This window comes from Corynebacterium sp. S7 (assembly GCF_054401105.1).
This window is the reverse complement of the sequence record NZ_CM136760.1, coordinates 2759484-2783908: the sequence shown is the minus strand read 5'-3', so window position 1 is coordinate 2783908 and position 24425 is coordinate 2759484. Positions and strand designations below refer to the sequence as shown.

The 24425-nt window shown below is 53.0% G+C and carries 14 protein-coding genes, 6 rRNA genes and 2 pseudogenes; 16 read left to right on the top strand and 6 right to left on the bottom strand.

Annotation, left to right across the window (positions count from 1 at the left end; all coding sequences use genetic code 11):
• Nucleotides 1–531: 531 nt before the first annotated feature.
• The 4 genes from ACXZ66_RS13125 to rrf (ACXZ66_RS13110) all read left to right on the top strand — a co-directional run bounded on the left by ACXZ66_RS13125 (nt 532) and on the right by rrf (ACXZ66_RS13110) (nt 5891).
• Nucleotides 532–2052: ribosomal RNA gene (locus ACXZ66_RS13125) — 16S ribosomal RNA — on the top strand.
• Between the two features lie 144 nt (nt 2053–2196).
• Nucleotides 2197–2436, top strand: coding sequence for a hypothetical protein (locus ACXZ66_RS13120; protein ID WP_458747730.1), 240 nt, complete (start codon nt 2197–2199; stop codon nt 2434–2436).
• Nucleotides 2437–2481: 45 nt separating this feature from the next.
• Nucleotides 2482–5555, top strand: a 23S ribosomal RNA gene (locus tag ACXZ66_RS13115).
• A gap of 218 nt (nt 5556–5773) precedes the next feature.
• Nucleotides 5774–5891, top strand: a 5S ribosomal RNA gene (rrf, locus tag ACXZ66_RS13110).
• Together the 16S, 23S and 5S rRNA genes form the textbook arrangement of a ribosomal RNA operon.
• Before the next feature lie 109 nt (nt 5892–6000).
• Here the strand turns inward: rrf (ACXZ66_RS13110) and ACXZ66_RS13105 are convergent.
• Nucleotides 6001–6309 (bottom strand): annotated as a pseudogene (locus tag ACXZ66_RS13105) (dihydroxy-acid dehydratase); the annotation flags it as partial.
• 1741 nt (nt 6310–8050) lie between these two features.
• Here ACXZ66_RS13105 and ACXZ66_RS13100 point away from each other — a divergent pair.
• The 4 genes from ACXZ66_RS13100 (at nt 8051) to rrf (ACXZ66_RS13085) (ending at nt 13410) form a co-directional block, all read left to right on the top strand.
• Nucleotides 8051–9571: ribosomal RNA gene (locus ACXZ66_RS13100) — 16S ribosomal RNA — on the top strand.
• Between the two features lie 144 nt (nt 9572–9715).
• Nucleotides 9716–9955: a hypothetical protein gene (locus ACXZ66_RS13095; protein WP_458747730.1), complete on the top strand. Its 240-nt coding sequence runs from the start codon at nt 9716–9718 to the stop codon at nt 9953–9955.
• 45 nt (nt 9956–10000) lie between these two features.
• A 23S ribosomal RNA gene (locus ACXZ66_RS13090) occupies nt 10001–13074 on the top strand.
• Between the two features lie 218 nt (nt 13075–13292).
• Nucleotides 13293–13410: ribosomal RNA gene (rrf, locus tag ACXZ66_RS13085) — 5S ribosomal RNA — on the top strand.
• A 105-nt stretch (nt 13411–13515) separates the two neighbouring features.
• Here the strand turns inward: rrf (ACXZ66_RS13085) and ACXZ66_RS13080 are convergent.
• Nucleotides 13516–14124, bottom strand: coding sequence for a hypothetical protein (locus ACXZ66_RS13080; RefSeq protein WP_458749341.1), 609 nt, complete (start codon nt 14122–14124; stop codon nt 13516–13518).
• 43 nt (nt 14125–14167) lie between these two features.
• Nucleotides 14168–15142, bottom strand: coding sequence for a pseudouridine synthase (locus ACXZ66_RS13075; protein WP_458749339.1), 975 nt, complete (start codon nt 15140–15142; stop codon nt 14168–14170).
• A gap of 22 nt (nt 15143–15164) precedes the next feature.
• Between ACXZ66_RS13075 and ACXZ66_RS13070 the strand changes: the two genes are divergently transcribed.
• The 5 genes and pseudogenes from ACXZ66_RS13070 (at nt 15165) to ACXZ66_RS13050 (ending at nt 19086) form a co-directional block, all read left to right on the top strand.
• On the top strand, nt 15165–15293 hold the full coding sequence (locus ACXZ66_RS13070; protein WP_458749338.1) for a hypothetical protein: 129 nt from the start codon (nt 15165–15167) through the stop codon (nt 15291–15293).
• A 105-nt stretch (nt 15294–15398) separates the two neighbouring features.
• Nucleotides 15399–16298: a universal stress protein gene (locus tag ACXZ66_RS13065; RefSeq protein ID WP_458749336.1), complete on the top strand. Its 900-nt coding sequence runs from the start codon at nt 15399–15401 to the stop codon at nt 16296–16298.
• A gap of 213 nt (nt 16299–16511) precedes the next feature.
• A pseudogene (locus tag ACXZ66_RS13060) lies at nt 16512–17731 on the top strand (IS3 family transposase); the annotation flags it as partial.
• 210 nt (nt 17732–17941) lie between these two features.
• Nucleotides 17942–18199, top strand: coding sequence for a GlsB/YeaQ/YmgE family stress response membrane protein (locus ACXZ66_RS13055; RefSeq protein ID WP_458751394.1), 258 nt, complete (start codon nt 17942–17944; stop codon nt 18197–18199).
• Nucleotides 18200–18276: 77 nt separating this feature from the next.
• A complete protein-coding gene (locus ACXZ66_RS13050; protein ID WP_458749334.1) occupies nt 18277–19086 on the top strand; it encodes a hypothetical protein in 810 nt (269 codons plus the stop codon).
• Nucleotides 19087–19108: 22 nt separating this feature from the next.
• On the opposite strand, the gene ACXZ66_RS13045 is transcribed toward ACXZ66_RS13050, so the two are convergent.
• Nucleotides 19109–19597 carry a TM2 domain-containing protein gene (locus tag ACXZ66_RS13045; protein WP_458749333.1) on the bottom strand — a complete coding sequence of 163 codons (489 nt, stop codon included), beginning with the start codon at nt 19595–19597 and terminating at the stop codon, nt 19109–19111.
• A 164-nt stretch (nt 19598–19761) separates the two neighbouring features.
• Between ACXZ66_RS13045 and ACXZ66_RS13040 the strand changes: the two genes are divergently transcribed.
• Nucleotides 19762–20400 (top strand): TetR/AcrR family transcriptional regulator, encoded by a 639-nt coding sequence (locus tag ACXZ66_RS13040; protein ID WP_458749331.1) that lies wholly within the window; start codon nt 19762–19764, stop codon nt 20398–20400.
• Here the strand turns inward: ACXZ66_RS13040 and yidC are convergent.
• Nucleotides 20397–21611, bottom strand: coding sequence for a membrane protein insertase YidC (gene yidC / locus ACXZ66_RS13035; RefSeq protein WP_458749329.1), 1215 nt, complete (start codon nt 21609–21611; stop codon nt 20397–20399). The genes ACXZ66_RS13040 and yidC overlap by 4 nt on opposite strands.
• A gap of 158 nt (nt 21612–21769) precedes the next feature.
• Between yidC and ACXZ66_RS13030 the strand changes: the two genes are divergently transcribed.
• Together ACXZ66_RS13030 and ACXZ66_RS13025 are read left to right on the top strand one after the other, a co-directional pair.
• Complete coding sequence (locus ACXZ66_RS13030) at nt 21770–23035, top strand: sensor histidine kinase (protein WP_458749327.1); 1266 nt, start codon at nt 21770–21772, stop codon at nt 23033–23035.
• Entirely contained in the window at nt 23032–23670 is a 639-nt protein-coding gene (locus ACXZ66_RS13025; protein WP_458749325.1) for a LuxR C-terminal-related transcriptional regulator, read from the top strand. Before ACXZ66_RS13030 ends, ACXZ66_RS13025 begins: the two co-directional genes overlap by 4 nt.
• A gap of 19 nt (nt 23671–23689) precedes the next feature.
• On the opposite strand, the gene ACXZ66_RS13020 is transcribed toward ACXZ66_RS13025, so the two are convergent.
• Complete coding sequence (locus tag ACXZ66_RS13020; RefSeq protein WP_458749323.1) at nt 23690–24325, bottom strand: DUF6474 family protein; 636 nt, start codon at nt 24323–24325, stop codon at nt 23690–23692.
• Between the last annotated feature and the right edge of the window lie 100 nt (nt 24326–24425).

The window sequence follows — 24425 nt, the reverse complement described above, 5'->3', positions numbered from 1 at the left end:
GCAGAGAGTTTCAATCGAATTGACTTGAAGTTAACGAGAATGTAAGATTGAAATCCGGTCCTGAAGTTCAGAAACACTTTGAAAGTGGTGCTGATTTTAGGTGCTGATGTTGTGTGAGAACTCGATAGTGTGCCAATGTACTTTTGTTTGTGTGTTGGTTTGTGTGCTTGGTTGTTTCCCTGCCATGTAATGGTGCTGCTCTTTGTGGGTGGTGGTGTTGTGGTGGGTGTGTGCCGGTCATGCTGCTACTTCCGTGGTGGTGGTGTGGTTTTATTTTCGGTGCGAAATAATTGGGTGTGCGGATTGATATTCGGACATTTGTGAACAAACTTTTGTTTTTGTTTACGTTGATCGGCCCTTTTTTCCTCGTCGGAGTGGGGTTGGTTGTTTTTTGTTTTGTAATTCTTTTTTTGGACAATCGCGTCAAAATTTTTGTTTTTGCGCTGGATTGTTTGTTTTTGGTTGGGTTTGGGCTTTTCACGGCCTAGATTTTTCTAGCTTTTTTGGTTGATTTATTTGGCTGAAATTGTTTTTGTGGAGAGTTTGATCCTGGCTCAGGATGAACGCTGGCGGCGTGCTTAACACATGCAAGTCGAACGGAAAGGCCCCGCTTGCGGGGTACTCGAGTGGCGAACGGGTGAGTAACACGTGGGTGATCTGCCTTGTACTTCGGGATAAGCTTGGGAAACTGGGTCTAATACCGGATAGGACCACTGTTTGGTGATGGTGGTGGAAAGCTTTTGCGGTATGAGATGAGCTCGCGGCCTATCAGCTTGTTGGTGGGGTAATGGCCTACCAAGGCGTCGACGGGTAGCCGGCCTGAGAGGGTGTACGGCCACATTGGGACTGAGATACGGCCCAGACTCCTACGGGAGGCAGCAGTGGGGAATATTGCACAATGGGCGGAAGCCTGATGCAGCGACGCCGCGTGGGGGATGACGGCCTTCGGGTTGTAAACTCCTTTCGATAGGGACGAAGCGTAAGTGACGGTACCTGTAGAAGAAGCACCGGCTAACTACGTGCCAGCAGCCGCGGTAATACGTAGGGTGCGAGCGTTGTCCGGAATTACTGGGCGTAAAGAGCTCGTAGGTGGTTTGTCGCGTCGTCTGTGGAAGTCCGGGGCTTAACTCCGGGGGTGCAGGCGATACGGGCATAACTTGAGTGCTGTAGGGGAGACTGGAATTCCTGGTGTAGCGGTGGAATGCGCAGATATCAGGAGGAACACCGATGGCGAAGGCAGGTCTCTGGGCAGTTACTGACGCTGAGGAGCGAAAGCATGGGTAGCGAACAGGATTAGATACCCTGGTAGTCCATGCTGTAAACGGTGGGCGCTAGGTGTAGGGGACTTCCACGTTTCCTGTGCCGTAGCTAACGCATTAAGCGCCCCGCCTGGGGAGTACGGCCGCAAGGCTAAAACTCAAAGGAATTGACGGGGGCCCGCACAAGCGGCGGAGCATGTGGATTAATTCGATGCAACGCGAAGAACCTTACCTGGGCTTGACATACACCAGATCGCCGTAGAGATACGGTTTCCCTTGTGGTTGGTGTACAGGTGGTGCATGGTTGTCGTCAGCTCGTGTCGTGAGATGTTGGGTTAAGTCCCGCAACGAGCGCAACCCTTGTCTTATGTTGCCAGCACGTGATGGTGGGGACTCATGAGAGACTGCCGGGGTTAACTCGGAGGAAGGTGGGGATGACGTCAAATCATCATGCCCCTTATGTCCAGGGCTTCACACATGCTACAATGGTCGGTACAGCGCGTTGCTACATCGTGAGGTGGTGCTAATCGCTTAAAGCCGGCCTTAGTTCGGATTGGGGTCTGCAACTCGACCCCATGAAGTCGGAGTCGCTAGTAATCGCAGATCAGCAATGCTGCGGTGAATACGTTCCCGGGCCTTGTACACACCGCCCGTCACGTCATGAAAGTTGGTAACACCCGAAGCCAGTGGCCTATCCTTTAGTGGGGGGGAGCTGTCGAAGGTGGGATCGGCGATTGGGACGAAGTCGTAACAAGGTAGCCGTACCGGAAGGTGCGGCTGGATCACCTCCTTTCTAAGGAGTTATATTTTTTGGCCTCGCAGTTGTGGGGTAACAATAGTTGAGTAGGCGGATGTTCTACTGCTGTTTTTTTTCTAAATTTCCGGGTGGAGACATACCCGCATACCTCAGTGGTGTGTGATGGGGATGGCTGGGGACATGAATTCTCAATACACGGCGATGATTTCCTTGTGGGGGGTTGTTGTGGGACTTGAGTATGTTGGTGCACTGTTGGGTGTCTGGGGCAACATTGTTGTTTCCTTTTTAAGATCACTGCGTGATAGCGCTGTGGCCGGGTGTTCTGGTTGTGGTGTTGTTGGTGGTGGTGTGTTGTGTGAGAACTGTATAGTGGACGCGAGCATCTTTATTCTTTTTTGTGTGTGTTTTTTGTTGAGTTAATGTGTTTGCCCCACATGCTTGCCTACTCGTGGGTGGGTGTGTGGTTGTGTGTTTTTTAAGGGCGCATGGTGGATGCCTTGGCATGCTAAGCCGATGAAGGACGTGTGAGGCTGCGTTATGCCTCGGGGAGTTGCCAACTAAGCGTTGATCCGAGGATGTCCGAATGGGGAAACCCCGTACTAGTTATGTGGTGCGACCTGCAGATGAATTCATAGTCTGTGTGGGGGTGACGCGGGGAAGTGAAACATCTCAGTACCCGTAGGAAGAGAAAATAAATTTAATGATTCTGCTAGTAGCGGCGAGCGAACGTGGATGAGGCTAAACCGTGTGCGTGTGATACCTGACAGGGGTTGCGTGTGCGGTGTTGTGGGATGCGACTTACCAGGGCTGTTGACTTGGTGCGTGTGTGGTTGTGTTAGTGGAAGTGGTCTGGGATGGCCTGCCGGAGTGGGTGAGAGCCCCGTACATGAAGGCGTAATCATATGTGTTGTTGTTTTCCCGAGTAGCAGTGGGCTCGTGGAATCTGCTGTGAATCTGCCGGGACCACCCGGTAAGCCTAAATACTTAGTGTGACCGATAGCGGATAGTACCGTGAGGGAATGGTGAAAAGTACCCCGGGAGGGGAGTGAAATAGTTCCTGAAACCGTGTGTCTACAATCCGTCAGAGACCCTCGTGTGGTTGATGGCGTGCCTTTTGAAGAATGAGCCTGCGAGTCAGCGGCATGTCGCGAGGTTAACCCGTGTGGGGTAGTCGTAGCGAAAGCGAATACTAATAGTGTGTTTGAGTGGCATGTCCTGGACCCGAAGCGGGGTGATCTACCCATGGCCAGTGTGAAGCAGCTGTAAGAGGTTGTGGAGGCGCGAACCCACTTAGGTTGAAAACTGAGGGGATGAGTTGTGGGTAGGGGTGAAAGGCCAATCAAACTCCGTGATAGCTGGTTCTCCCCGAAATGCATTTAGGTGCAGCGTTGTGTTAGCTTGCCGGAGGTAGAGCTACTGGTTGGTTGAGCGGGACTATTATCTTAGCAATGTCAGCCAAACTCCGAATGCCGGTTAAGTGGTGCATGGCAGTGAGACTGTGGGGGATAAGCTTCATAGTCGAGAGGGAAACAGCCCAGATCGCCGGTTAAGGCCCCTAAGGGTGTACTAAGTGGAAAAGGATGTGGGGTCGCGAAGACAGCCAGGAGGTTGGCTTAGAAGCAGCCATCCTTGAAAGAGTGCGTAATAGCTCACTGGTCGAGTGATTCTGCGCCGACAATGTAGTGGGGCTCAAGTACACCGCCGAAGCCGCGGCAATGAACTTTTGTTTGTTGGGTAGGGGAGCGTCGTGCATGGGGTGAAGCAGTACTGTAAGGGGCTGTGGACTGTGTGCGAGTGAGAATGCAGGCATGAGTAACGAGTGATAAGTGAGAATCTTATCCGCCGAATGACTAAGGGTTCCTGGGTCAAGTTCGTCTTCCCAGGGTGAGTCGGGTCCTAAGGCGAGGCCGACAGGCGTAGTCGATGGTTAACGGGTTGATATTCCCGTACCCGTATATGTGCGACCAAGGGCGAGGCAGTGATACTAACCACCCGTGCACTGTGACTGATTGATCTTCGGATCATGTGTTGTTGTGTGTGCGTGGGGCCTGATCTGTAGTAGTTCAGTGATGGGGTGACGCAGTGAGGTAGCCGAGCCATTTATTGGATTGTGGTGTAAGCGTGTGGCACGAACCTTTGTGAAATGCGGGGTTCATTGTGTGTGAGGCGTGATGCGTAGCCCTTTTTGGGTGATGTTGGTGATCCTGTACTGTCGAGAAAAGCCTCTAGCGATGTGTGTATATGGCCCGTACCCGAAACCGACACAGGTGGTCAGGTAGAGAATACTAAGGCGGTCGGGTGAACTGTGGTTAAGGAACTCGGCAAAATGCCCCCGTAACTTCGGGAGAAGGGGGACCCTATATGGTGATCGTTTTTTCGACGTGAGCTGTGTGGGGTCGCAGAGAATAGAGGGAAGCGACTGTTTATCAAAAACACAGGTCCGTGCGAAGACGTTGAAGTTGATGTATACGGACTGACGCCTGCCCGGTGCTGGAAGGTTAAGAGGACCTGTTAGGCCACTTGTGGTCGAAGCGGAGAATTTAAGCCCCAGTAAACGGCGGTGGTAACTATAACCATCCTAAGGTAGCGAAATTCCTTGTCGGGTAAGTTCCGACCTGCACGAATGGCGTAACGACTTCCCTGCTGTCTCAACCACAGGCCCGGTGAAATTGCAGTACGAGTAAAGATGCTCGTTTCGCGCGGCAGGACGAAAAGACCCCGGGACCTTCACTATAGCTTGGTATTGGTGTTCGGTGCGGTTTGTGTAGGATAGGTGGGAGACTGTGATCATTCAACGCTAGTTGTGTGTGAGTCGTTGTTGAAATACCACTCTGACCGTAGTGGATACCTGAACCTTGGCCCATGATCTGGGTTGGGGACAGTGCCTGGTGGGTAGTTTAACTGGGGCGGTTGCCTCCTAAAGAGTAACGGAGGCGCCCAAAGGTTCCCTCAGCCTGGTTGGCAATCAGGTGGTGAGTGTAAGTGCACAAGGGAGCTTGACTGTGAGACTGACAGGTCGAGCAGGGACGAAAGTCGGGACTAGTGATCCGGCACCTACTTGTGGATGTGGTGTCGCTCAACGGATAAAAGGTACCCCGGGGATAACAGGCTGATCTTCCCCAAGAGTCCATATCGACGGGATGGTTTGGCACCTCGATGTCGGCTCGTCGCATCCTGGGGCTGGAGTAGGTCCCAAGGGTTGGGCTGTTCGCCCATTAAAGCGGCACGCGAGCTGGGTTCAGAACGTCGTGAGACAGTTCGGTCTCTATCCGCCGCGCGCGTTGAAACTTGAAGAAGGCTGTCCCTAGTACGAGAGGACCGGGACGGACGTACCTCTGGTGTGCCAGTTGTCCCGCCTGGGGCATGGCTGGTTGGCTACGTACGGGAGGGATAACCGCTGAAAGCATCTAAGCGGGAAGCCTGTTTTGAGATGAGGTTTCTTTTGAGGTTCCCTAGAGACTATGGGGTTGATAGGCCGGATCTGGAAGCACTGTGAGGTGTGGAGGTGACTGGTACTAATAGACCGACAAACACCCAACAAATTGCAACCTGTGTGGTTGTGGGTGAGCGTGTTTTGCGAAACGAAAAAATGATTTGTGCACCAAGGGTTTGGTGTTTGCGTCCACTGTGCAGTGTCTGACACAGCACACACGGCTACCACTATTGTGTGGTGGTGGGTGTGTCTTGTGTAAGTGAATATGTATCTTCATGTGTCTGCTAGTCGCCTAGTGACAGTGCTGGTACACCCCAAGGGTGTGTCGGTGGTTGATGGCGGCGGGGAAACGCCCGGTCCCATTCCGAACCCGGAAGCTAAGCCCGCCCGCGCTGATGGTACTGCATCCGGGAGGATGTGGGAGAGTAAGTTACCGCCGACCTTTAAACAGAATAGATAACTACATATGTGTAAAGCCCCGGGTAAGAAACCATTAAGGTTTTTTACCCGGGGCTTTACCCATGCCCACAAACAGGGTTGGTGGGTGTGGGTTAGTAGAGTACGGCGCCGTGTGCTGCTGTGTGGACGAGTTTTGCGTATTTGCCAAGGACTCCGTGCAGGCGGGGGTTGTGGGGTGGTGTCCAGTTTGTGCGTCGGGCAGCGAGGGTGTCGTCGTCGATGAGTATGTCGATGGTGCGGTTGGGGATGTCGACTTTGATGGGGTCTCCGTCGTGGATAAAGGCGATGGGGCCGCCGTCGACGGCTTCGGGTGCGACGTGGCCGATGCATAGGCCGGTGGATCCACCCGAGAAACGCCCGTCGGTGATCAGCAGGACATCCTTACCAATCCCAGCACCCTGATGGCTAGCTCCTGACCAATGATCCAGGCGGAGAGATGTGCTCGGCGCGCCCGTCGACAGGTTTGCAGGACGAGGCAAGTAATTCGTGGATTCGCAATTTAGCTTTCCTGATCGATCCCTGTGATTTTGCGCTCTTTCGAGCGCTCATTGTTCTACTGAAATTTTGCATCTCTTTGTGAGCGAAGCTGAGGGTATTTGCAATCAATGCTGAACCAAACTACTTCAGGGTTTCACGAGGATTCATGATTATAGCTGTGTAACGGCTTTGCTGGTGCGTGGGGACCTTGAAATGATTTATGGCCGGATCCAAAATCTGAGCTGCCGCAGGTGAAGGAGTGACAATACTATTTCGTCATTGGTTCTTAGTATGGCCAATCAGGTCTACCTGTGGATCACTAGAGGCACGCGACTTCAATTTCGGTAACTAGTGTTTCCGAAACGGGTCTCAGAGGCTAAACCCCGGCTTGTTGCTCGGAACTCGAAACGTTCTAGCTCGAATTATTGGATTCAATACTTTGGACTAGGCGATCCTACGAGCTCCGACGTTCGGCGGCTACCGCTTTTCTATACTCAAGCTGTGTTTCGTTTCCCAGCGACCGGTGACGAGATAAGCCTGTGAAGCGTTCCACCTTGGGTCCATTCGGTATCGAATGTTCTTACATTTATGTTGTGACCGCAGGACAGACTTGCGAAGACACGACCAGCTTTCTGACCTTTCCCGCCGGCGCGGCCTGAGGTCGAACAAACATTGCTTTCGAAATGCCTACAAAACCAGTTTTTAGACTATTTAATCTCCTTGAAGCAAATGGCGACCAGTTCATTTCCATCGCCAATAGTTGGTGGCCATGCCGCCGTGATGAACATGGAGACTTCAGCGAAAAGTACACCTGGATCCCATTTCAGTCCTATTGCACACGGAACAGGCATCTGCCGAAAGGCGAGGAATCCTTGAGCTCAACCTGTTTAACTTTGTCGAAAACCCAAATGCACAAGAAGCACTCAACTTTCTTGCTAAGTTTGAGAATAAGAGCAAACCATTTCTTAGTTCTATCGCTGAATATTTAACACACTTGACCTGGTGATTTGTTGTTGTGTGGGTGGGTGTGTAGATTTATGTGAGTCAGCGAGACCGACAACGCCCCGCTAAGACCTTGAAGGGTCTGGTGAGATGGTGGTCAGGAAAACTACCGCAGACAAGCAAAATGATTGTAGAGCCAATAAACATGGTTTTGACTTTGTGTCATGGTGTGTTTTAAGGTCAATCTTCGCTGCTAGTGAGTTCGATTCTGTGTGGTTTCGGGTGAGTTAGTGTGCTGATGTTGTGTGAGAACTCGATAGTGTGCCAATGTACTTTTGTTTGTGTGTTGGTTTGTGTGCTTGGTTGTTTCCCTGCCATGTAATGGTGCTGCTCTTTGTGGGTGGTGGTGTTGTGGTGGGTGTGTGCCGGTCATGCTGCTACTTCCGTGGTGGTGGTGTGGTTTTATTTTCGGTGCGAAATAATTGGGTGTGCGGATTGATATTCGGACATTTGTGAACAAACTTTTGTTTTTGTTTACGTTGATCGGCCCTTTTTTCCTCGTCGGAGTGGGGTTGGTTGTTTTTTGTTTTGTAATTCTTTTTTTGGACAATCGCGTCAAAATTTTTGTTTTTGCGCTGGATTGTTTGTTTTTGGTTGGGTTTGGGCTTTTCACGGCCTAGATTTTTCTAGCTTTTTTGGTTGATTTATTTGGCTGAAATTGTTTTTGTGGAGAGTTTGATCCTGGCTCAGGATGAACGCTGGCGGCGTGCTTAACACATGCAAGTCGAACGGAAAGGCCCCGCTTGCGGGGTACTCGAGTGGCGAACGGGTGAGTAACACGTGGGTGATCTGCCTTGTACTTCGGGATAAGCTTGGGAAACTGGGTCTAATACCGGATAGGACCACTGTTTGGTGATGGTGGTGGAAAGCTTTTGCGGTATGAGATGAGCTCGCGGCCTATCAGCTTGTTGGTGGGGTAATGGCCTACCAAGGCGTCGACGGGTAGCCGGCCTGAGAGGGTGTACGGCCACATTGGGACTGAGATACGGCCCAGACTCCTACGGGAGGCAGCAGTGGGGAATATTGCACAATGGGCGGAAGCCTGATGCAGCGACGCCGCGTGGGGGATGACGGCCTTCGGGTTGTAAACTCCTTTCGATAGGGACGAAGCGTAAGTGACGGTACCTGTAGAAGAAGCACCGGCTAACTACGTGCCAGCAGCCGCGGTAATACGTAGGGTGCGAGCGTTGTCCGGAATTACTGGGCGTAAAGAGCTCGTAGGTGGTTTGTCGCGTCGTCTGTGGAAGTCCGGGGCTTAACTCCGGGGGTGCAGGCGATACGGGCATAACTTGAGTGCTGTAGGGGAGACTGGAATTCCTGGTGTAGCGGTGGAATGCGCAGATATCAGGAGGAACACCGATGGCGAAGGCAGGTCTCTGGGCAGTTACTGACGCTGAGGAGCGAAAGCATGGGTAGCGAACAGGATTAGATACCCTGGTAGTCCATGCTGTAAACGGTGGGCGCTAGGTGTAGGGGACTTCCACGTTTCCTGTGCCGTAGCTAACGCATTAAGCGCCCCGCCTGGGGAGTACGGCCGCAAGGCTAAAACTCAAAGGAATTGACGGGGGCCCGCACAAGCGGCGGAGCATGTGGATTAATTCGATGCAACGCGAAGAACCTTACCTGGGCTTGACATACACCAGATCGCCGTAGAGATACGGTTTCCCTTGTGGTTGGTGTACAGGTGGTGCATGGTTGTCGTCAGCTCGTGTCGTGAGATGTTGGGTTAAGTCCCGCAACGAGCGCAACCCTTGTCTTATGTTGCCAGCACGTGATGGTGGGGACTCATGAGAGACTGCCGGGGTTAACTCGGAGGAAGGTGGGGATGACGTCAAATCATCATGCCCCTTATGTCCAGGGCTTCACACATGCTACAATGGTCGGTACAGCGCGTTGCTACATCGTGAGGTGGTGCTAATCGCTTAAAGCCGGCCTTAGTTCGGATTGGGGTCTGCAACTCGACCCCATGAAGTCGGAGTCGCTAGTAATCGCAGATCAGCAATGCTGCGGTGAATACGTTCCCGGGCCTTGTACACACCGCCCGTCACGTCATGAAAGTTGGTAACACCCGAAGCCAGTGGCCTATCCTTTAGTGGGGGGGAGCTGTCGAAGGTGGGATCGGCGATTGGGACGAAGTCGTAACAAGGTAGCCGTACCGGAAGGTGCGGCTGGATCACCTCCTTTCTAAGGAGTTATATTTTTTGGCCTCGCAGTTGTGGGGTAACAATAGTTGAGTAGGCGGATGTTCTACTGCTGTTTTTTTTCTAAATTTCCGGGTGGAGACATACCCGCATACCTCAGTGGTGTGTGATGGGGATGGCTGGGGACATGAATTCTCAATACACGGCGATGATTTCCTTGTGGGGGGTTGTTGTGGGACTTGAGTATGTTGGTGCACTGTTGGGTGTCTGGGGCAACATTGTTGTTTCCTTTTTAAGATCACTGCGTGATAGCGCTGTGGCCGGGTGTTCTGGTTGTGGTGTTGTTGGTGGTGGTGTGTTGTGTGAGAACTGTATAGTGGACGCGAGCATCTTTATTCTTTTTTGTGTGTGTTTTTTGTTGAGTTAATGTGTTTGCCCCACATGCTTGCCTACTCGTGGGTGGGTGTGTGGTTGTGTGTTTTTTAAGGGCGCATGGTGGATGCCTTGGCATGCTAAGCCGATGAAGGACGTGTGAGGCTGCGTTATGCCTCGGGGAGTTGCCAACTAAGCGTTGATCCGAGGATGTCCGAATGGGGAAACCCCGTACTAGTTATGTGGTGCGACCTGCAGATGAATTCATAGTCTGTGTGGGGGTGACGCGGGGAAGTGAAACATCTCAGTACCCGTAGGAAGAGAAAATAAATTTAATGATTCTGCTAGTAGCGGCGAGCGAACGTGGATGAGGCTAAACCGTGTGCGTGTGATACCTGACAGGGGTTGCGTGTGCGGTGTTGTGGGATGCGACTTACCAGGGCTGTTGACTTGGTGCGTGTGTGGTTGTGTTAGTGGAAGTGGTCTGGGATGGCCTGCCGGAGTGGGTGAGAGCCCCGTACATGAAGGCGTAATCATATGTGTTGTTGTTTTCCCGAGTAGCAGTGGGCTCGTGGAATCTGCTGTGAATCTGCCGGGACCACCCGGTAAGCCTAAATACTTAGTGTGACCGATAGCGGATAGTACCGTGAGGGAATGGTGAAAAGTACCCCGGGAGGGGAGTGAAATAGTTCCTGAAACCGTGTGTCTACAATCCGTCAGAGACCCTCGTGTGGTTGATGGCGTGCCTTTTGAAGAATGAGCCTGCGAGTCAGCGGCATGTCGCGAGGTTAACCCGTGTGGGGTAGTCGTAGCGAAAGCGAATACTAATAGTGTGTTTGAGTGGCATGTCCTGGACCCGAAGCGGGGTGATCTACCCATGGCCAGTGTGAAGCAGCTGTAAGAGGTTGTGGAGGCGCGAACCCACTTAGGTTGAAAACTGAGGGGATGAGTTGTGGGTAGGGGTGAAAGGCCAATCAAACTCCGTGATAGCTGGTTCTCCCCGAAATGCATTTAGGTGCAGCGTTGTGTTAGCTTGCCGGAGGTAGAGCTACTGGTTGGTTGAGCGGGACTATTATCTTAGCAATGTCAGCCAAACTCCGAATGCCGGTTAAGTGGTGCATGGCAGTGAGACTGTGGGGGATAAGCTTCATAGTCGAGAGGGAAACAGCCCAGATCGCCGGTTAAGGCCCCTAAGGGTGTACTAAGTGGAAAAGGATGTGGGGTCGCGAAGACAGCCAGGAGGTTGGCTTAGAAGCAGCCATCCTTGAAAGAGTGCGTAATAGCTCACTGGTCGAGTGATTCTGCGCCGACAATGTAGTGGGGCTCAAGTACACCGCCGAAGCCGCGGCAATGAACTTTTGTTTGTTGGGTAGGGGAGCGTCGTGCATGGGGTGAAGCAGTACTGTAAGGGGCTGTGGACTGTGTGCGAGTGAGAATGCAGGCATGAGTAACGAGTGATAAGTGAGAATCTTATCCGCCGAATGACTAAGGGTTCCTGGGTCAAGTTCGTCTTCCCAGGGTGAGTCGGGTCCTAAGGCGAGGCCGACAGGCGTAGTCGATGGTTAACGGGTTGATATTCCCGTACCCGTATATGTGCGACCAAGGGCGAGGCAGTGATACTAACCACCCGTGCACTGTGACTGATTGATCTTCGGATCATGTGTTGTTGTGTGTGCGTGGGGCCTGATCTGTAGTAGTTCAGTGATGGGGTGACGCAGTGAGGTAGCCGAGCCATTTATTGGATTGTGGTGTAAGCGTGTGGCACGAACCTTTGTGAAATGCGGGGTTCATTGTGTGTGAGGCGTGATGCGTAGCCCTTTTTGGGTGATGTTGGTGATCCTGTACTGTCGAGAAAAGCCTCTAGCGATGTGTGTATATGGCCCGTACCCGAAACCGACACAGGTGGTCAGGTAGAGAATACTAAGGCGGTCGGGTGAACTGTGGTTAAGGAACTCGGCAAAATGCCCCCGTAACTTCGGGAGAAGGGGGACCCTATATGGTGATCGTTTTTTCGACGTGAGCTGTGTGGGGTCGCAGAGAATAGAGGGAAGCGACTGTTTATCAAAAACACAGGTCCGTGCGAAGACGTTGAAGTTGATGTATACGGACTGACGCCTGCCCGGTGCTGGAAGGTTAAGAGGACCTGTTAGGCCACTTGTGGTCGAAGCGGAGAATTTAAGCCCCAGTAAACGGCGGTGGTAACTATAACCATCCTAAGGTAGCGAAATTCCTTGTCGGGTAAGTTCCGACCTGCACGAATGGCGTAACGACTTCCCTGCTGTCTCAACCACAGGCCCGGTGAAATTGCAGTACGAGTAAAGATGCTCGTTTCGCGCGGCAGGACGAAAAGACCCCGGGACCTTCACTATAGCTTGGTATTGGTGTTCGGTGCGGTTTGTGTAGGATAGGTGGGAGACTGTGATCATTCAACGCTAGTTGTGTGTGAGTCGTTGTTGAAATACCACTCTGACCGTAGTGGATACCTGAACCTTGGCCCATGATCTGGGTTGGGGACAGTGCCTGGTGGGTAGTTTAACTGGGGCGGTTGCCTCCTAAAGAGTAACGGAGGCGCCCAAAGGTTCCCTCAGCCTGGTTGGCAATCAGGTGGTGAGTGTAAGTGCACAAGGGAGCTTGACTGTGAGACTGACAGGTCGAGCAGGGACGAAAGTCGGGACTAGTGATCCGGCACCTACTTGTGGATGTGGTGTCGCTCAACGGATAAAAGGTACCCCGGGGATAACAGGCTGATCTTCCCCAAGAGTCCATATCGACGGGATGGTTTGGCACCTCGATGTCGGCTCGTCGCATCCTGGGGCTGGAGTAGGTCCCAAGGGTTGGGCTGTTCGCCCATTAAAGCGGCACGCGAGCTGGGTTCAGAACGTCGTGAGACAGTTCGGTCTCTATCCGCCGCGCGCGTTGAAACTTGAAGAAGGCTGTCCCTAGTACGAGAGGACCGGGACGGACGTACCTCTGGTGTGCCAGTTGTCCCGCCTGGGGCATGGCTGGTTGGCTACGTACGGGAGGGATAACCGCTGAAAGCATCTAAGCGGGAAGCCTGTTTTGAGATGAGGTTTCTTTTGAGGTTCCCTAGAGACTATGGGGTTGATAGGCCGGATCTGGAAGCACTGTGAGGTGTGGAGGTGACTGGTACTAATAGACCGACAAACACCCAACAAATTGCAACCTGTGTGGTTGTGGGTGAGCGTGTTTTGCGAAACGAAAAAATGATTTGTGCACCAAGGGTTTGGTGTTTGCGTCCACTGTGCAGTGTCTGACACAGCACACACGGCTACCACTATTGTGTGGTGGTGGGTGTGTCTTGTGTAAGTGAATATGTATCTTCATGTGTCTGCTAGTCGCCTAGTGACAGTGCTGGTACACCCCAAGGGTGTGTCGGTGGTTGATGGCGGCGGGGAAACGCCCGGTCCCATTCCGAACCCGGAAGCTAAGCCCGCCCGCGCTGATGGTACTGCATCCGGGAGGATGTGGGAGAGTAAGTTACCGCCGACCAAATAATTTGATAGTGGTTGAGGGAGTGTGGTTGTGAGTAGAGTCGTGTTTTGGACTCCTTGCAGTCACACTCCCTTTTCCCATTGCTATAAGAGACATGTGCGTCTAGTCGCCGAATACGAATAGTCGCTTCTTAGGTCCTTTTGTATTGATTCGGATCTGGCTGCCGCCGACTACGGCTCCTTCAATGATTATTGTCGGATAGTTGCTCTGAGCCTTCCGTGGCTCAAAAGCGTTGGAATCACTCCACCACTTTCTGTCTGTATTATCTGCAACTCCAAACTCAGGTAGAACGATGACTTCTACAGTGGCCATCCAAGTTGCATTGATATGGATCTTAGTGAGCAATGATTCGAAGGACGCTTCACGAAAGTCCAAAAGTAGGGTCCCACCCTTTACTTCATAGAAGGACTCTTTGGGCACTGTCCAAGTACCCGTGCGTTTAAGCTCCCAATTCACCTTGATTGGTTTGGCAGTGCCAGGCTGAGGCGCCACGTATTCGATTTCGTGTGAATCTGGCTCTACCTCAGGGCCACCAAGGTAGCGATAACGAATGAGTGCGAGATCTTTGGGGTCGTCCGTACTCCAGATGGTAGTTACGAGTTCGTCGAATTCGGACACGGGTATTCTGCCTCGACCAACAATTTGAACGAGCTCTTCTTGGAGTTCCTGGCGCTGTTGATCTGTGGGTTTGTCCCTATTTGAGTTGTCCATGGATAGCCTCCTCCAGAATCAGTGGTCCGATAGGAACATGGTACTAATTCGGATACGGCATCGCCGAATGCCCAATAGCCTCAAAATGTCGAGGTTTCCCAGATAGTGGATCTTCGAATTGAAGCTGGATCGCCGCCAAGCGCATCGGTATGGAGTAGTCTTCCTCCTCGAAAGGTTGGACTACGGGATATACTGGGTCGCCCAAAATAGGAACCCCCGCATCAAGCATTTGGATTCTCAACTGGTGGGTCTTGCCAGTAATCGGCTCCAGAATGTAGCGAGCCAGCTGACCGCTCACACCGTGCATGCTGAAGAGCGATGGATCTACAGGCTCAATGAGTTTGAGGTTTGTAAAGGAATTTGGTGCTTCGTCGCTAAGCTTTGCTTCAATCTCTCCATGGGTCTTCGTGATGTGATGTGCCCACTGCGTTGGGGCTTTAATATCGCGCAGCGGTGCGATGGCTTCGTAGACTTTGTGGACTTGGCGCGTGGCGAAGAGTTGCTGATATGCGCCTCGAACTTCGCGCCTTTTTGTAAGCAGGAGCAGACCACTGGTCATACGGTCCAGTCGATGTGCTGGCGTTAATTCTTCGTTACCAGTGGCTCGTCGGAGGCGAACAGTAGCTGTCTCCGTAATGTGCGCGGCGCGCGGCATAGTCGCCAAAAATGGTGGCTTGTTTACCACCATGATGTCGTCGTCTTCGAAGACAATTTCAATCTTGTAGGGCACTTCCCGCTCGGGAGCTGGCCGCTTATAGAAGAAGACATCTTCCCCCGGCGCAACGAGCGTATCGGGGGTAAGGACTGTGCCATTCCGGAGGACCACTTCGCCAGCATCGAAGCGTTCGGCGATAGCCGATTCATCGTCCTGCGGGTGTCGGTGGTGCTGAGAAAACACCACTCTAGTCACAAGCGTCCCAGCAGTTACAGCTACGCCTTCGGGCACACGGATGCGCGATGCTCCAAGGCCGGAACGTGGGGGGAGGGGGCCTTTGTGGCCAGACTTTTTCCTGCTCATCGTATGTACTAACTTATTCGACATGGATTTTAACGCAATCATTGACTCCGTAACTGCCTTCTCGTCGACTAATCAGGGAACCTTCCTCGCTGACTTGTTCGACTTCCTCTTCAATCTTTTGTTCCCATCTAATGCTGACCCAGCCAGCTAATTGTGATTCGAAACAACTGGTACTAACCAGCTGACCAACGTGTCATGACGCTGTACACTGGAGGTGTATCGAAAGAGACCAGCCTCCAATGAAAGGGCGATACTGATGGCCAAGGAAGATATTGTAGTCGTAGCAGTCGACGGCTCAGATGCATCGAACAATGCAGTTCGTTGGGCGGCCAACACCGCCATGAAACGTGGAATTCCCCTGCGATTGGCATCGAGCTACACGATGCCACAGTTCCTCTACGCAGAAGGAATGGTTCCACCGCAAGAGCTTTTCGACGATCTCCAGCGCGAAACCCTAGATAAGGTTGAAGCTGCACGCGAGATCGCCCTCGAGGTCGCTCCAGACATCAAGATTGGCCACACCATCGCTGAAGGCTCCCCGATTGACATGCTGCTGGAGATGTCTAAGGACGTCACCATGATAGTCATGGGTTCTCGTGGCCTTGGCGGGCTTTCTGGCATGGTTCTTGGTTCCGTCTCGGCGGCTGTTGTCTCCCACGCTGACTGCCCAGTTGTTGTCGTCCGCGAGGATAACCCAGTAAACGAAACCACTAAGTACGGCCCAGTTGTGGTCGGTGTTGACGGTTCCGAGGTATCCGAGAAGGCCACCGAGGTTGCTTTCCAGGAGGCTGATGCACGTGGCGCTGAGCTCGTTGCCGTTCACACTTGGATGGATATGCAGGTTCAGGCTTCCATGGCTGGTCTTGCAGCAGCGCAAGAGCAGTGGGAAGTTGTGGAGCAAGAACAAATTGCGATGCTTTCTGAGCGTCTCGCTCCGCTGGAGAAGGAGTACCCGAACGTACAGGTGAAGAAGGTCATCTCCCGTGATCGCCCGGTACGCACCCTTGTTGAGCAATCGGAAGGCGCACAGCTGCTGATCACTGGCTCCCACGGCCGCGGAGGCTTCAAGGGAATGCTGCTTGGTTCTACCTCTCGAGCACTGCTGCAAAGCGCACCGTGCCCAATGATGGTTGTCCGCCCAAGCCACAATGCATAAGTTCTAGAAGATCGCCTCGCCCAAAGAAATGAACTGCTCCCCATTAGTTGGACTGAGAAATCAGACATCAACTAGTGGGGAGTAGTTTTATGAGAGCACGTAGTTCTTTAAGTGAGTATCAACGTGAGCAACTTGTTTTGTTGTTTGAACAAGGAGTCGGATGCCGGGCAGCAGCAAAGCAATGCGGTCTCGGTCGTGATGCTGCTCGAAGACTGGAGCGTCGATTCAAACTTCATGGCAGGCTGTGCCTTGTGGAGAAACCAACTAAACAGCAGTACCCCTTCGAGGTGAAAAAGGAAGTCGTCGAGCGTTTCAACGCTGGTGAATCCAAGATGGACCTAGCCGCCGAATTCGGCTTATCCTCTGACCAACTCGTTTCAGGGTGGGTTCGTGCGTGGCGCAAAGACGGACTTGCAGGGCTTGAACCAAAGGCCAACAGCCGGCCGAAAGGTACTAGTCCAGCCACGCCTGCGACGGAGGAAGACAGACTACGCCGAGAGCTCGAACGGTTGCGTGCGGAAAACGCGTATCTAAAAAAATTGCGGGACTTGAGGAACCAGAGGCGAGGCTACGAGCCGAAGTAATCGTCATTCTCAAGTCAGACCATCGACTCGATGATCTTTTGAAAGCCGCGGGTCTTGCCCGCTCAACCTTTTTCTATCATCAAAAACGACGTCGGGACCCGGATAAACACTCACGGTTGAAAGAAGCAATCACCGAGATCTTTCACCGATCGAAAAAGCGCTACGGCTACCGCCGAGTACTCCTGGCGTTGCGCCATAACGGCTGGATTGTCAATCACAAGCTTGTTTACAAACTCATGCGCCAGCTGGGGCTTGCGTCCAAGGTCAGGCGCAAAAAGAAGTACAACTCCTATAAAGGAACGCTGAGCCATATCGCTTAAGAACATTCTTGATCGCAACTTCACCCCTGAGGCACCAAATATGGCGTGGGTCAGCGATGTCACCGAGTTTCGGGTAGCTGGCCGCAGAGTGTATTTATCGCCGATTATGGACTTGTACGACCGCTCTATCTTGTCTTACGAATTGTCGAGTTCACCGCATACTGCGTTTACCTCGAAATCTTTACACGATGCAGTGGAAAGCCATGCCCCACCTCTGGGTGTGGTTATTCATACTGATCAGGGTTTCCAGTATCAGCATTCGAGCTGGCGTGGTCTCGTCGTGTCAATAGGAGGTGTGCAATCTATGTCGCGTAAGGGCAACTGTTATGACAATGCGATCGTCGAGAACTTCTTTGGTCATCTGAAGTCTGAGATGTATCACGGTGAATTCTTTACCGATGGTGAGCAGTTCTACCGCGCTGTCGATGACTACATCGTCTGGTATAACAACGAACGTTTACAAGCACGATTTAAGGGCCTGACCCCGATGCAATATCGGAATCAGCCCCTTGAACACCAAACCACCTAGAATTAAACCAGTCCAACTTTCGGGGGCTAGTTCAAATTTTTTGGGCGGGGCGTTTTTGTTTTGTCACCAAAATCTGAGATGAAATTTTTAAGAAATATTTATTAGAAATTAGCCATATGGGGTAGCGCAAGCATAGTCGGGCGTGGAAAATAGTGAACGAAAATGTTCAAGCGCGCCTTGGGCGCCAAACTATGGAGGTTGGAAACTCTCATGATGGCAGGCGGAATTCTCGGTTGGATCATTATCGGTGGGCTTGCTGGTTGGGTCGCGTCGATGATTAAAGGCAAAAACGCAAGTATGGGTATTGTCGCGAACATCGTCGCGGGTGTGGTCGGTGCCTTCATCGGAGGCTTCCTGTTTTCGCTCGTTGGCATTAACTCGGGCAGCAACCTTGTTATCAGCTTCATCTCGGCAACAGTTGGTGCGGTAATTCTTCTGACGATTATCAATATGGTCAAGAAGAACTAAACCAGCGCTGTTGAGGGGCCTCGAGGACCAGTTCACACTGATCCCGGGGCCCTTTCGCATGGGGGTAGGCTTAACTCATGCAATCTGCAACCTATCGTCAGCACTTGAGAGTTGCTGAAGTATGTAAGTCGGCGGGCGATCTGTCGGGTTGCGAGCAAGCACTGGGAAAGTTCTTGTCTCATGCGATGCCGATCGCAGACTCGATTGAGCAATCCGGTCAACGAGACGTCTACACAGATATCGCGATTGCGGCCACTGAACTCATACACCTTCAACATGGGCGCCAGGAGCTTCAGGGAGCGGCGACAGTGGCTGAACGAGTTGTGGCCTTTTTCGCGGGCTCAACGTACCGCCTCGAGCGGGTAGATGTGGCTAAGCGTGCAGCGCTGATGTTCGTCGTCGCCTCGCACAGTCAAGAGCCACAACTGAAGGCAAACTTGTACGGCGCCGCAGGGCTTGACTTCGCCCAGGTCGGAGTCTTGGAGAAGGCCGCGCAGGCACGCATCAATGAATCGCGAGCACTATTTCAGCTGCAGGAATATCGCACATCGCATGAGCAAGCGCTGCTGGCATCGCGCCTCGCACGGCAAGCAGGAAGCATAGAGCTTGAAATACAGGCAGTGGAACAGCTTTCGCAGTCTTTCCTAAAGGCAGGGGATGCCGAATCCGCGATTGGAATCTTGCAAGAAATGCTCCAACGAGAGGAATTGGCCTCTAGCGACATGGATGCAATTAGGTGGCGTGCCGAAGTTACCGAGAGCATTGCTCGTCGATACCTTGCTCTAAATAACAAACAAGCAGCACGCGCAGCCTGCAAGCATGCCGCAAACCTATATTCGGAGTGTGGCGAGCATGTGCGGGCCGCACGCGTTTGGGAACTAGCCTGAGTGCCGGCCCAACTAGAAGGGCCTATTCCAGCTCGATGCCACGCGAATCGTACTTATACTTCCCGCCGCCGATGAGGATCAAGATGAACTCGACGAACACCCAGACCCCGAGGACCATGTAAATAAGCAAGCCGAAAAAGGCGAACGTCGTGATAAGTGCGACGACCCAGGTCACGAGCTGAGCGATGCCACGGTTGTTGTAGCCCAGGTAAAAGTTGTGCAATCCCAGAGAGCCGAGGAAGAAGGCAAGTACGGCAGCCACAACTTTCGATTTTGGGCGAGCCTGTTGAGGCTGAAAACCATACTGCTGGTTGAACTGAGGCTGAACCGGGAGACCGTCTTCGTTGTAAGCCTGGTATGGAGGCTGTTGGTACGGTGCTTGCTGGTAACCCTGGTAATCCTGGTAACCCTGGCTGCCCTGGTAACCCTGGTTAGCGCTGTAGGGCTGGTTACTCTGGGGGCGGTCAAAAGGGTTGTGCTCGTAGTTATTGCCGCCGTTTGGTGTAGACATTGTTCTCCTCAGAGGATTCTAGAGATCAGATTTAGATCCCTCGTGCTTCAATCTAACCACTTTGGCGGAAATCGTGGGAGCAGTCTATGGGCGCTACTGGAATGAACGAACCGGTTTGTCTATATTGAGATGTGAAGTCTATTGAGAAAGGACGAAGCGAGATCATGACCGAAAAAGGTAAAGCCGAACCAAAGCGCAAGTCGACCCCGAGGCGGCGTAATCGGCCGAGCCCACGTACTAGGTTGTTGGAATCCGCGACGCAGCTGTTTTCTACCGAAGGCATCCGAGTGATTGGCATTGATCGGATTCTGCGGGAAGCTGACGTGGCGAAAGCTTCGTTGTATTCGCTGTTCGGGTCGAAAGATAATTTGGTCATTGAGTACATCAAAACACTCGATGAGAAATATCGCGAAGATTGGGAGGAACGGGCCAAGGACCTGCCCGAATATGAGGACAAAATTCTTGCCTTCTTCGACATGGCGATTGACGAAGAACCGAAGAAAGATTTCCGCGGCTCGCACTTCCTCAATGCTGCAAACGAATACCCACGGCCCGAAACGGAATCGGAGAAGGGGATCGTCGCGGCCTGTCGTGACCACCGCACCTGGATGCATGACACGATGACAGATCTGCTGACCAAGAAAAACGGCTACCCTTCGTCGACGCAGGCTGATCAGTTGCTGATCTTCCTTGACGGTGGCATGTCGGGAGCGCGCTTGGTACGCGATGTGGGCCCGTTGGTCACTGCGCGTGACCTGGCGAAGCAAATGCTGGGAGCTCCGCCAGCGGATTACTCCATCTAGTCGTTCTGGTCCGGCTGGTCCGGCTGATCCGGCTGAGCGTCAGAATCAGAAGGCGCCTCAACACCAGAAGACTCTGCAGAATCTGTTTTTGCCTCTTTCTTCGCGGCCTCTTTTTTCGCCGCCTCACGAGCTTGACGGCGCATTTCCAGCTGGGCCTGCGAGCGCTGCTTTCGAAGTGCCTTCCGCTCGGCCTTAGCTTCCTTCTTCGCGGTCGCTTTTGCTTTCTTTTCGGCAGCGATTTCCTGATTGATCGCCTTAAATTCGCTAGGGCGGAAGAGCGAAGCTAGGCGACGACGACGGCGACTCCACTTTTCATGTCGCTTTTCGCGGATTTTTTCCTTTGCAGCCTGTTTTTCGGCGGCGTTGTGCTCACGGTGGACGTCGTCAAGCGGATATTTCTTTACCGAAGCTGCCCAGAATACTGCTGTTTGCACGGCGGTCCAAAGGTTGTTTGTCACCCAGTAAAGCATCAGCGCAATTGGGAGCACACCACTGAGACCGAGGAACAGGATCAGAAATGGCATGGTGATGGTCATGATGATCTGCATCTGGTTGGCGCCGCGGGCCGCCTTCATCGACCAGTCCAGCTGTTTGGTCGAACGCGCCGTTGAGATGGCAAGGTTGGCGGTTGTGAAAATGATGGCCAACACCATCAGCGGGATGAACACTGCACGTACTTCGGCCTCTGTGGTGCCCAGCTCGGCGAAGCCTTCGGGTGTCATGTTCAAGTAGGCAGTTAGCGGAGCACCGAGGAATTCTGCCTGACGGAAAGAAACAATATCTTCAGGTGAGAGCAGACCGATTCCGCTTTCGTGGCGTTCGTCGGGGATGGCCATCCACCGTAGGAGCGTCAACAAACCAATGAGGACGGGGAACTGGATCAACGGGGGAATACAGCCGGCGAGTGGCTTGTACTTGTAGCGTTCGTTCAGCTCCTTCAGCGCGTCTTGTTCTTCTTTCGCCTGCTCTGGAGTGGTCACCTCAGCGTATTTGGCATCGTGCGCTGCCCGCTCGGGGCGCATCAGCATGGTCGTTCTGCCGCTTTTGTACAAAGACCAGGTAAAGGGGGCCAGAATTGCGCGAATGGTACACACCAAGAGCACAACGGAAAGCACCCAGGAAACGGAATTGCTCAATCCGGAAACATCGGCCAATAACCAGTGCCAGAATTTCATCACAGCTGAAACCGGTAGAACGAGTGTTTCCTGCATTGCTGTGGATCTCCTTGAAAGAGTTGTTAAGGAAAATTATTAAGCGAAGCGCGTGCACCGTGCTTCGTCGCTAGTGAACTTAATGGTAAAGCATGCCGGGACTGGCTGAGACGACTAGGACCTCAAGTGCCTGTACAGCCTCCAGTAGGCTTTCACACATGAGCTCAACTCAGGTGACAATAGCGCGTGACCCCGTGGATCTCGGAGATCACCGCGCGCTAGATACAGGTGTGCATGCACTCACCATTACACTGCTTGCGGTCTCGGCAATTGCTGCAGTGGGATACCCGTTCGATCGAGCAGCAATCCACCTCGTCCTCACGGCGCTTTTCGGATTCCTCTACTTCTATGGGGCGTACTACCGCAGTGGCTGGGCGGAATGGATCCAGATTCTGTGGGTCTTTGCGCTTACTGGTGTCTGGGTGGTGGAACTATTTGTTTCACCGGTGGCTGTCTACTGGGTATTCATTCTTTTCTTCCTCTACCTCCGAGTCATGGACGATTGGCGCGGCATCGCCTCCGTCATCGCCGCGCTGGTGATCTCGATCGTGGTGCAAATTCCCCACGGTCTCACGCTCGGCGGAATTATGGGCCCAGCCGTCTCCGCCGGTGTCGTCTTGGCTATCCACTATTCTTTCCGCGCGATTGTACGGATCTCGGCGGAGCGAGAGGCACTTATCGACGAGTTACTGGCCACTCGGGATCGACTCGCAGAAAGTGAACGAGAAGCAGGGATGATCCAGGAAAGGCAGCGTTTGGCACACGAGATCCACGACACGGTCGCACAAGGCCTGTCCAGCATTCAAATGTTGCTGCATGCAGCCGAGCGCGACTTGCACGCAACCCGGCTGACTGAAGATGAATTGGAGCAGCCGTTGAAAAGGATCGATGCTGCACGTCAAGCAGCAGCAGATAACTTGGCGGAGGCCCGTGCGATGATCGCGGCGTTGGAGCCGGCACCGCTGTCGGAGAATTCACTAACGGGTGCGCTCGAGCGCATTGCGAAGAGTTTTTCGCAGGCGGGAGATATTGAAATTTCGGTGGTCACTGACGGCGAGGTACAAGTGCTTCCGATGAGTGTGGAAGCCGGGCTATTAAGAATTGCACAAGGCGCGACCGGCAATGTGGTCAAACATGCTGAGGCGACGCGGGCACAGATTTCGTTGACCTTCTCGCCGACGGAAGTTCGCTTAGATGTGGTAGATAACGGAAAAGGTTTTGATCCGGAATCCCTCGACAAACACCCTTCCGGGCTTGGTCACGTGGGACTTGATGCCATGCGCAGCAGGGCTCGCGAGATGGGGGGAGAATTGCTGGTGGAATCGTCTCCAGGGGGACCTACCGCATTATCTGTGGCGTTGCCAGTGACCACAATTGACGACGAAGAGAGTAGTATCAATCGAAAGATTGAGGAGGATAGATGATCCGAGTTTTGCTGGCCGACGATCACGAAATCGTACGGCTCGGTCTTCGTGCGATGCTCGAAGATGCCGACGACATTATCGTTGTTGGCGAGGTTGCAACTGCTGAAGGTGCCATCGCAACCGCACAGGCAGGTGGCATTGACGTCATTTTGATGGACTTGCGGTTTGGCGCGGGTGCCGAAGGAACCCGGGTCACTACAGGCGCGGAGGCGACTGCGGAGATCCGCTCGACAATGGAGTATCCGCCGAAGGTCCTGGTTGTGACGAACTACGACACGGATGCTGATATTCTCGGGGCGATTGAAGCCGGTGCTGTGGGCTACCTTTTGAAGGATGCCCCACCGGCACAGCTGCTGGCTGCGGTGCGCTCTGCTGCAAAGGGGGATCAGGCGATGAGCCCGATCGTGCGCGACCGTTTAGAAATGCGGGACAAGACCCCGCGTTCTTCGCTTACCCCACGCGAACTCGAAGTGCTCCAGCTTGTTGCAGGTGGCGCGTCGAATCGCGAAATCGGCCAGGAATTGATGCTCTCCGAGGCGACTGTGAAGTCCCACCTCGTGCATATTTACGACAAATTGGGTGTCCGTTCCCGTACCTCAGCTGTTGCTGCGGCACGGGAACAGGGAGTGCTCTAAAGAAAGCCCAAAGAAAATATTAAGCGTTGATCTTCGCCTGGATTTCGAGGGTCAGCGCTTCCACATCGCGCTCGATTGCCTGGTGAGCGCGGCGACGCTGGTCAGGATTCATGTACTCGGCGTTATTTACCGCGGTATGGAGTTCCTTGAGGCGATCGTTGGCATCGCGCTTGAAGCCAGCCGACAGGCTCGAGCTGGAATCTAGATTCTTGCGCACACCCTCGATGCGGGCCTTGAGCTCGGAGCCGTGGCCCGAGTACTGGGCCATTTCATCGGAGCTGACACCAACTTGGTGGGCGCGCTTATTAATGTCGCGCTCGCGCCACGCTACAAGGCCCCGGTATGCCAGCGGCAAAAGTACAGGAATTGCTACGCGCAGTCCGCCAACCCAGCGATTGACCGTTTTGGCATTGAACTGGCCCTGCTGCAACTTTGCAAGCTCGTTCTTTGCCAGCTTCTGCTCGTGCTTACGCTTGTTCTTCAAGCCCTTCCTTTCTTCTTTGAGAAGGCGCTTTTCGGCATTGTCTACGAGCTTGTCGCGCTTGTATTCTAGTTTTGCCGCTTCTTTTGCCTCTTGCACGGCGCGCTTCTTAGCGGCAGCAACCTCGGCCTTAGTCTTGCGGCGAGACTTCTGGATCGACTTCAACAGGCCCATGGATGTGTCTCCTTATTCGTCTTTCGTTTTCGGATTCAACCTTACCGCTAATTAGCGATTAGGCTTGAGGGTCAACGTGACAAATTACAAAGTTTCCACC

Bases quoted from the DNA above. Each gene is read 5' to 3' on its own strand.
- ACXZ66_RS13120 (WP_458747730.1), top strand. From the start codon at position 2,197: ATGAATTCTCAATACACGGCGATGATTTCCTTGTGGGGGGTTGTTGTG.
- ACXZ66_RS13095 (WP_458747730.1), top strand. From the start codon at position 9,716: ATGAATTCTCAATACACGGCGATGATTTCCTTGTGGGGGGTTGTTGTG.
- ACXZ66_RS13080 (WP_458749341.1), bottom strand. From the start codon at position 14,124: ATGGACAACTCAAATAGGGACAAACCCACAGATCAACAGCGCCAGGAA.
- ACXZ66_RS13075 (WP_458749339.1), bottom strand. From the start codon at position 15,142: ATGAGCAGGAAAAAGTCTGGCCACAAAGGCCCCCTCCCCCCACGTTCC.
- ACXZ66_RS13070 (WP_458749338.1), top strand. From the start codon at position 15,165: ATGGATTTTAACGCAATCATTGACTCCGTAACTGCCTTCTCGTCGACT.
- ACXZ66_RS13065 (WP_458749336.1), top strand. From the start codon at position 15,399: ATGGCCAAGGAAGATATTGTAGTCGTAGCAGTCGACGGCTCAGATGCA.
- ACXZ66_RS13055 (WP_458751394.1), top strand. From the start codon at position 17,942: ATGATGGCAGGCGGAATTCTCGGTTGGATCATTATCGGTGGGCTTGCT.
- ACXZ66_RS13050 (WP_458749334.1), top strand. From the start codon at position 18,277: ATGCAATCTGCAACCTATCGTCAGCACTTGAGAGTTGCTGAAGTATGT.
- ACXZ66_RS13045 (WP_458749333.1), bottom strand. From the start codon at position 19,597: ATGTCTACACCAAACGGCGGCAATAACTACGAGCACAACCCTTTTGAC.
- ACXZ66_RS13040 (WP_458749331.1), top strand. From the start codon at position 19,762: ATGACCGAAAAAGGTAAAGCCGAACCAAAGCGCAAGTCGACCCCGAGG.
- yidC (WP_458749329.1), bottom strand. From the start codon at position 21,611: ATGCAGGAAACACTCGTTCTACCGGTTTCAGCTGTGATGAAATTCTGG.
- ACXZ66_RS13030 (WP_458749327.1), top strand. From the start codon at position 21,770: ATGAGCTCAACTCAGGTGACAATAGCGCGTGACCCCGTGGATCTCGGA.
- ACXZ66_RS13025 (WP_458749325.1), top strand. From the start codon at position 23,032: ATGATCCGAGTTTTGCTGGCCGACGATCACGAAATCGTACGGCTCGGT.
- ACXZ66_RS13020 (WP_458749323.1), bottom strand. From the start codon at position 24,325: ATGGGCCTGTTGAAGTCGATCCAGAAGTCTCGCCGCAAGACTAAGGCC.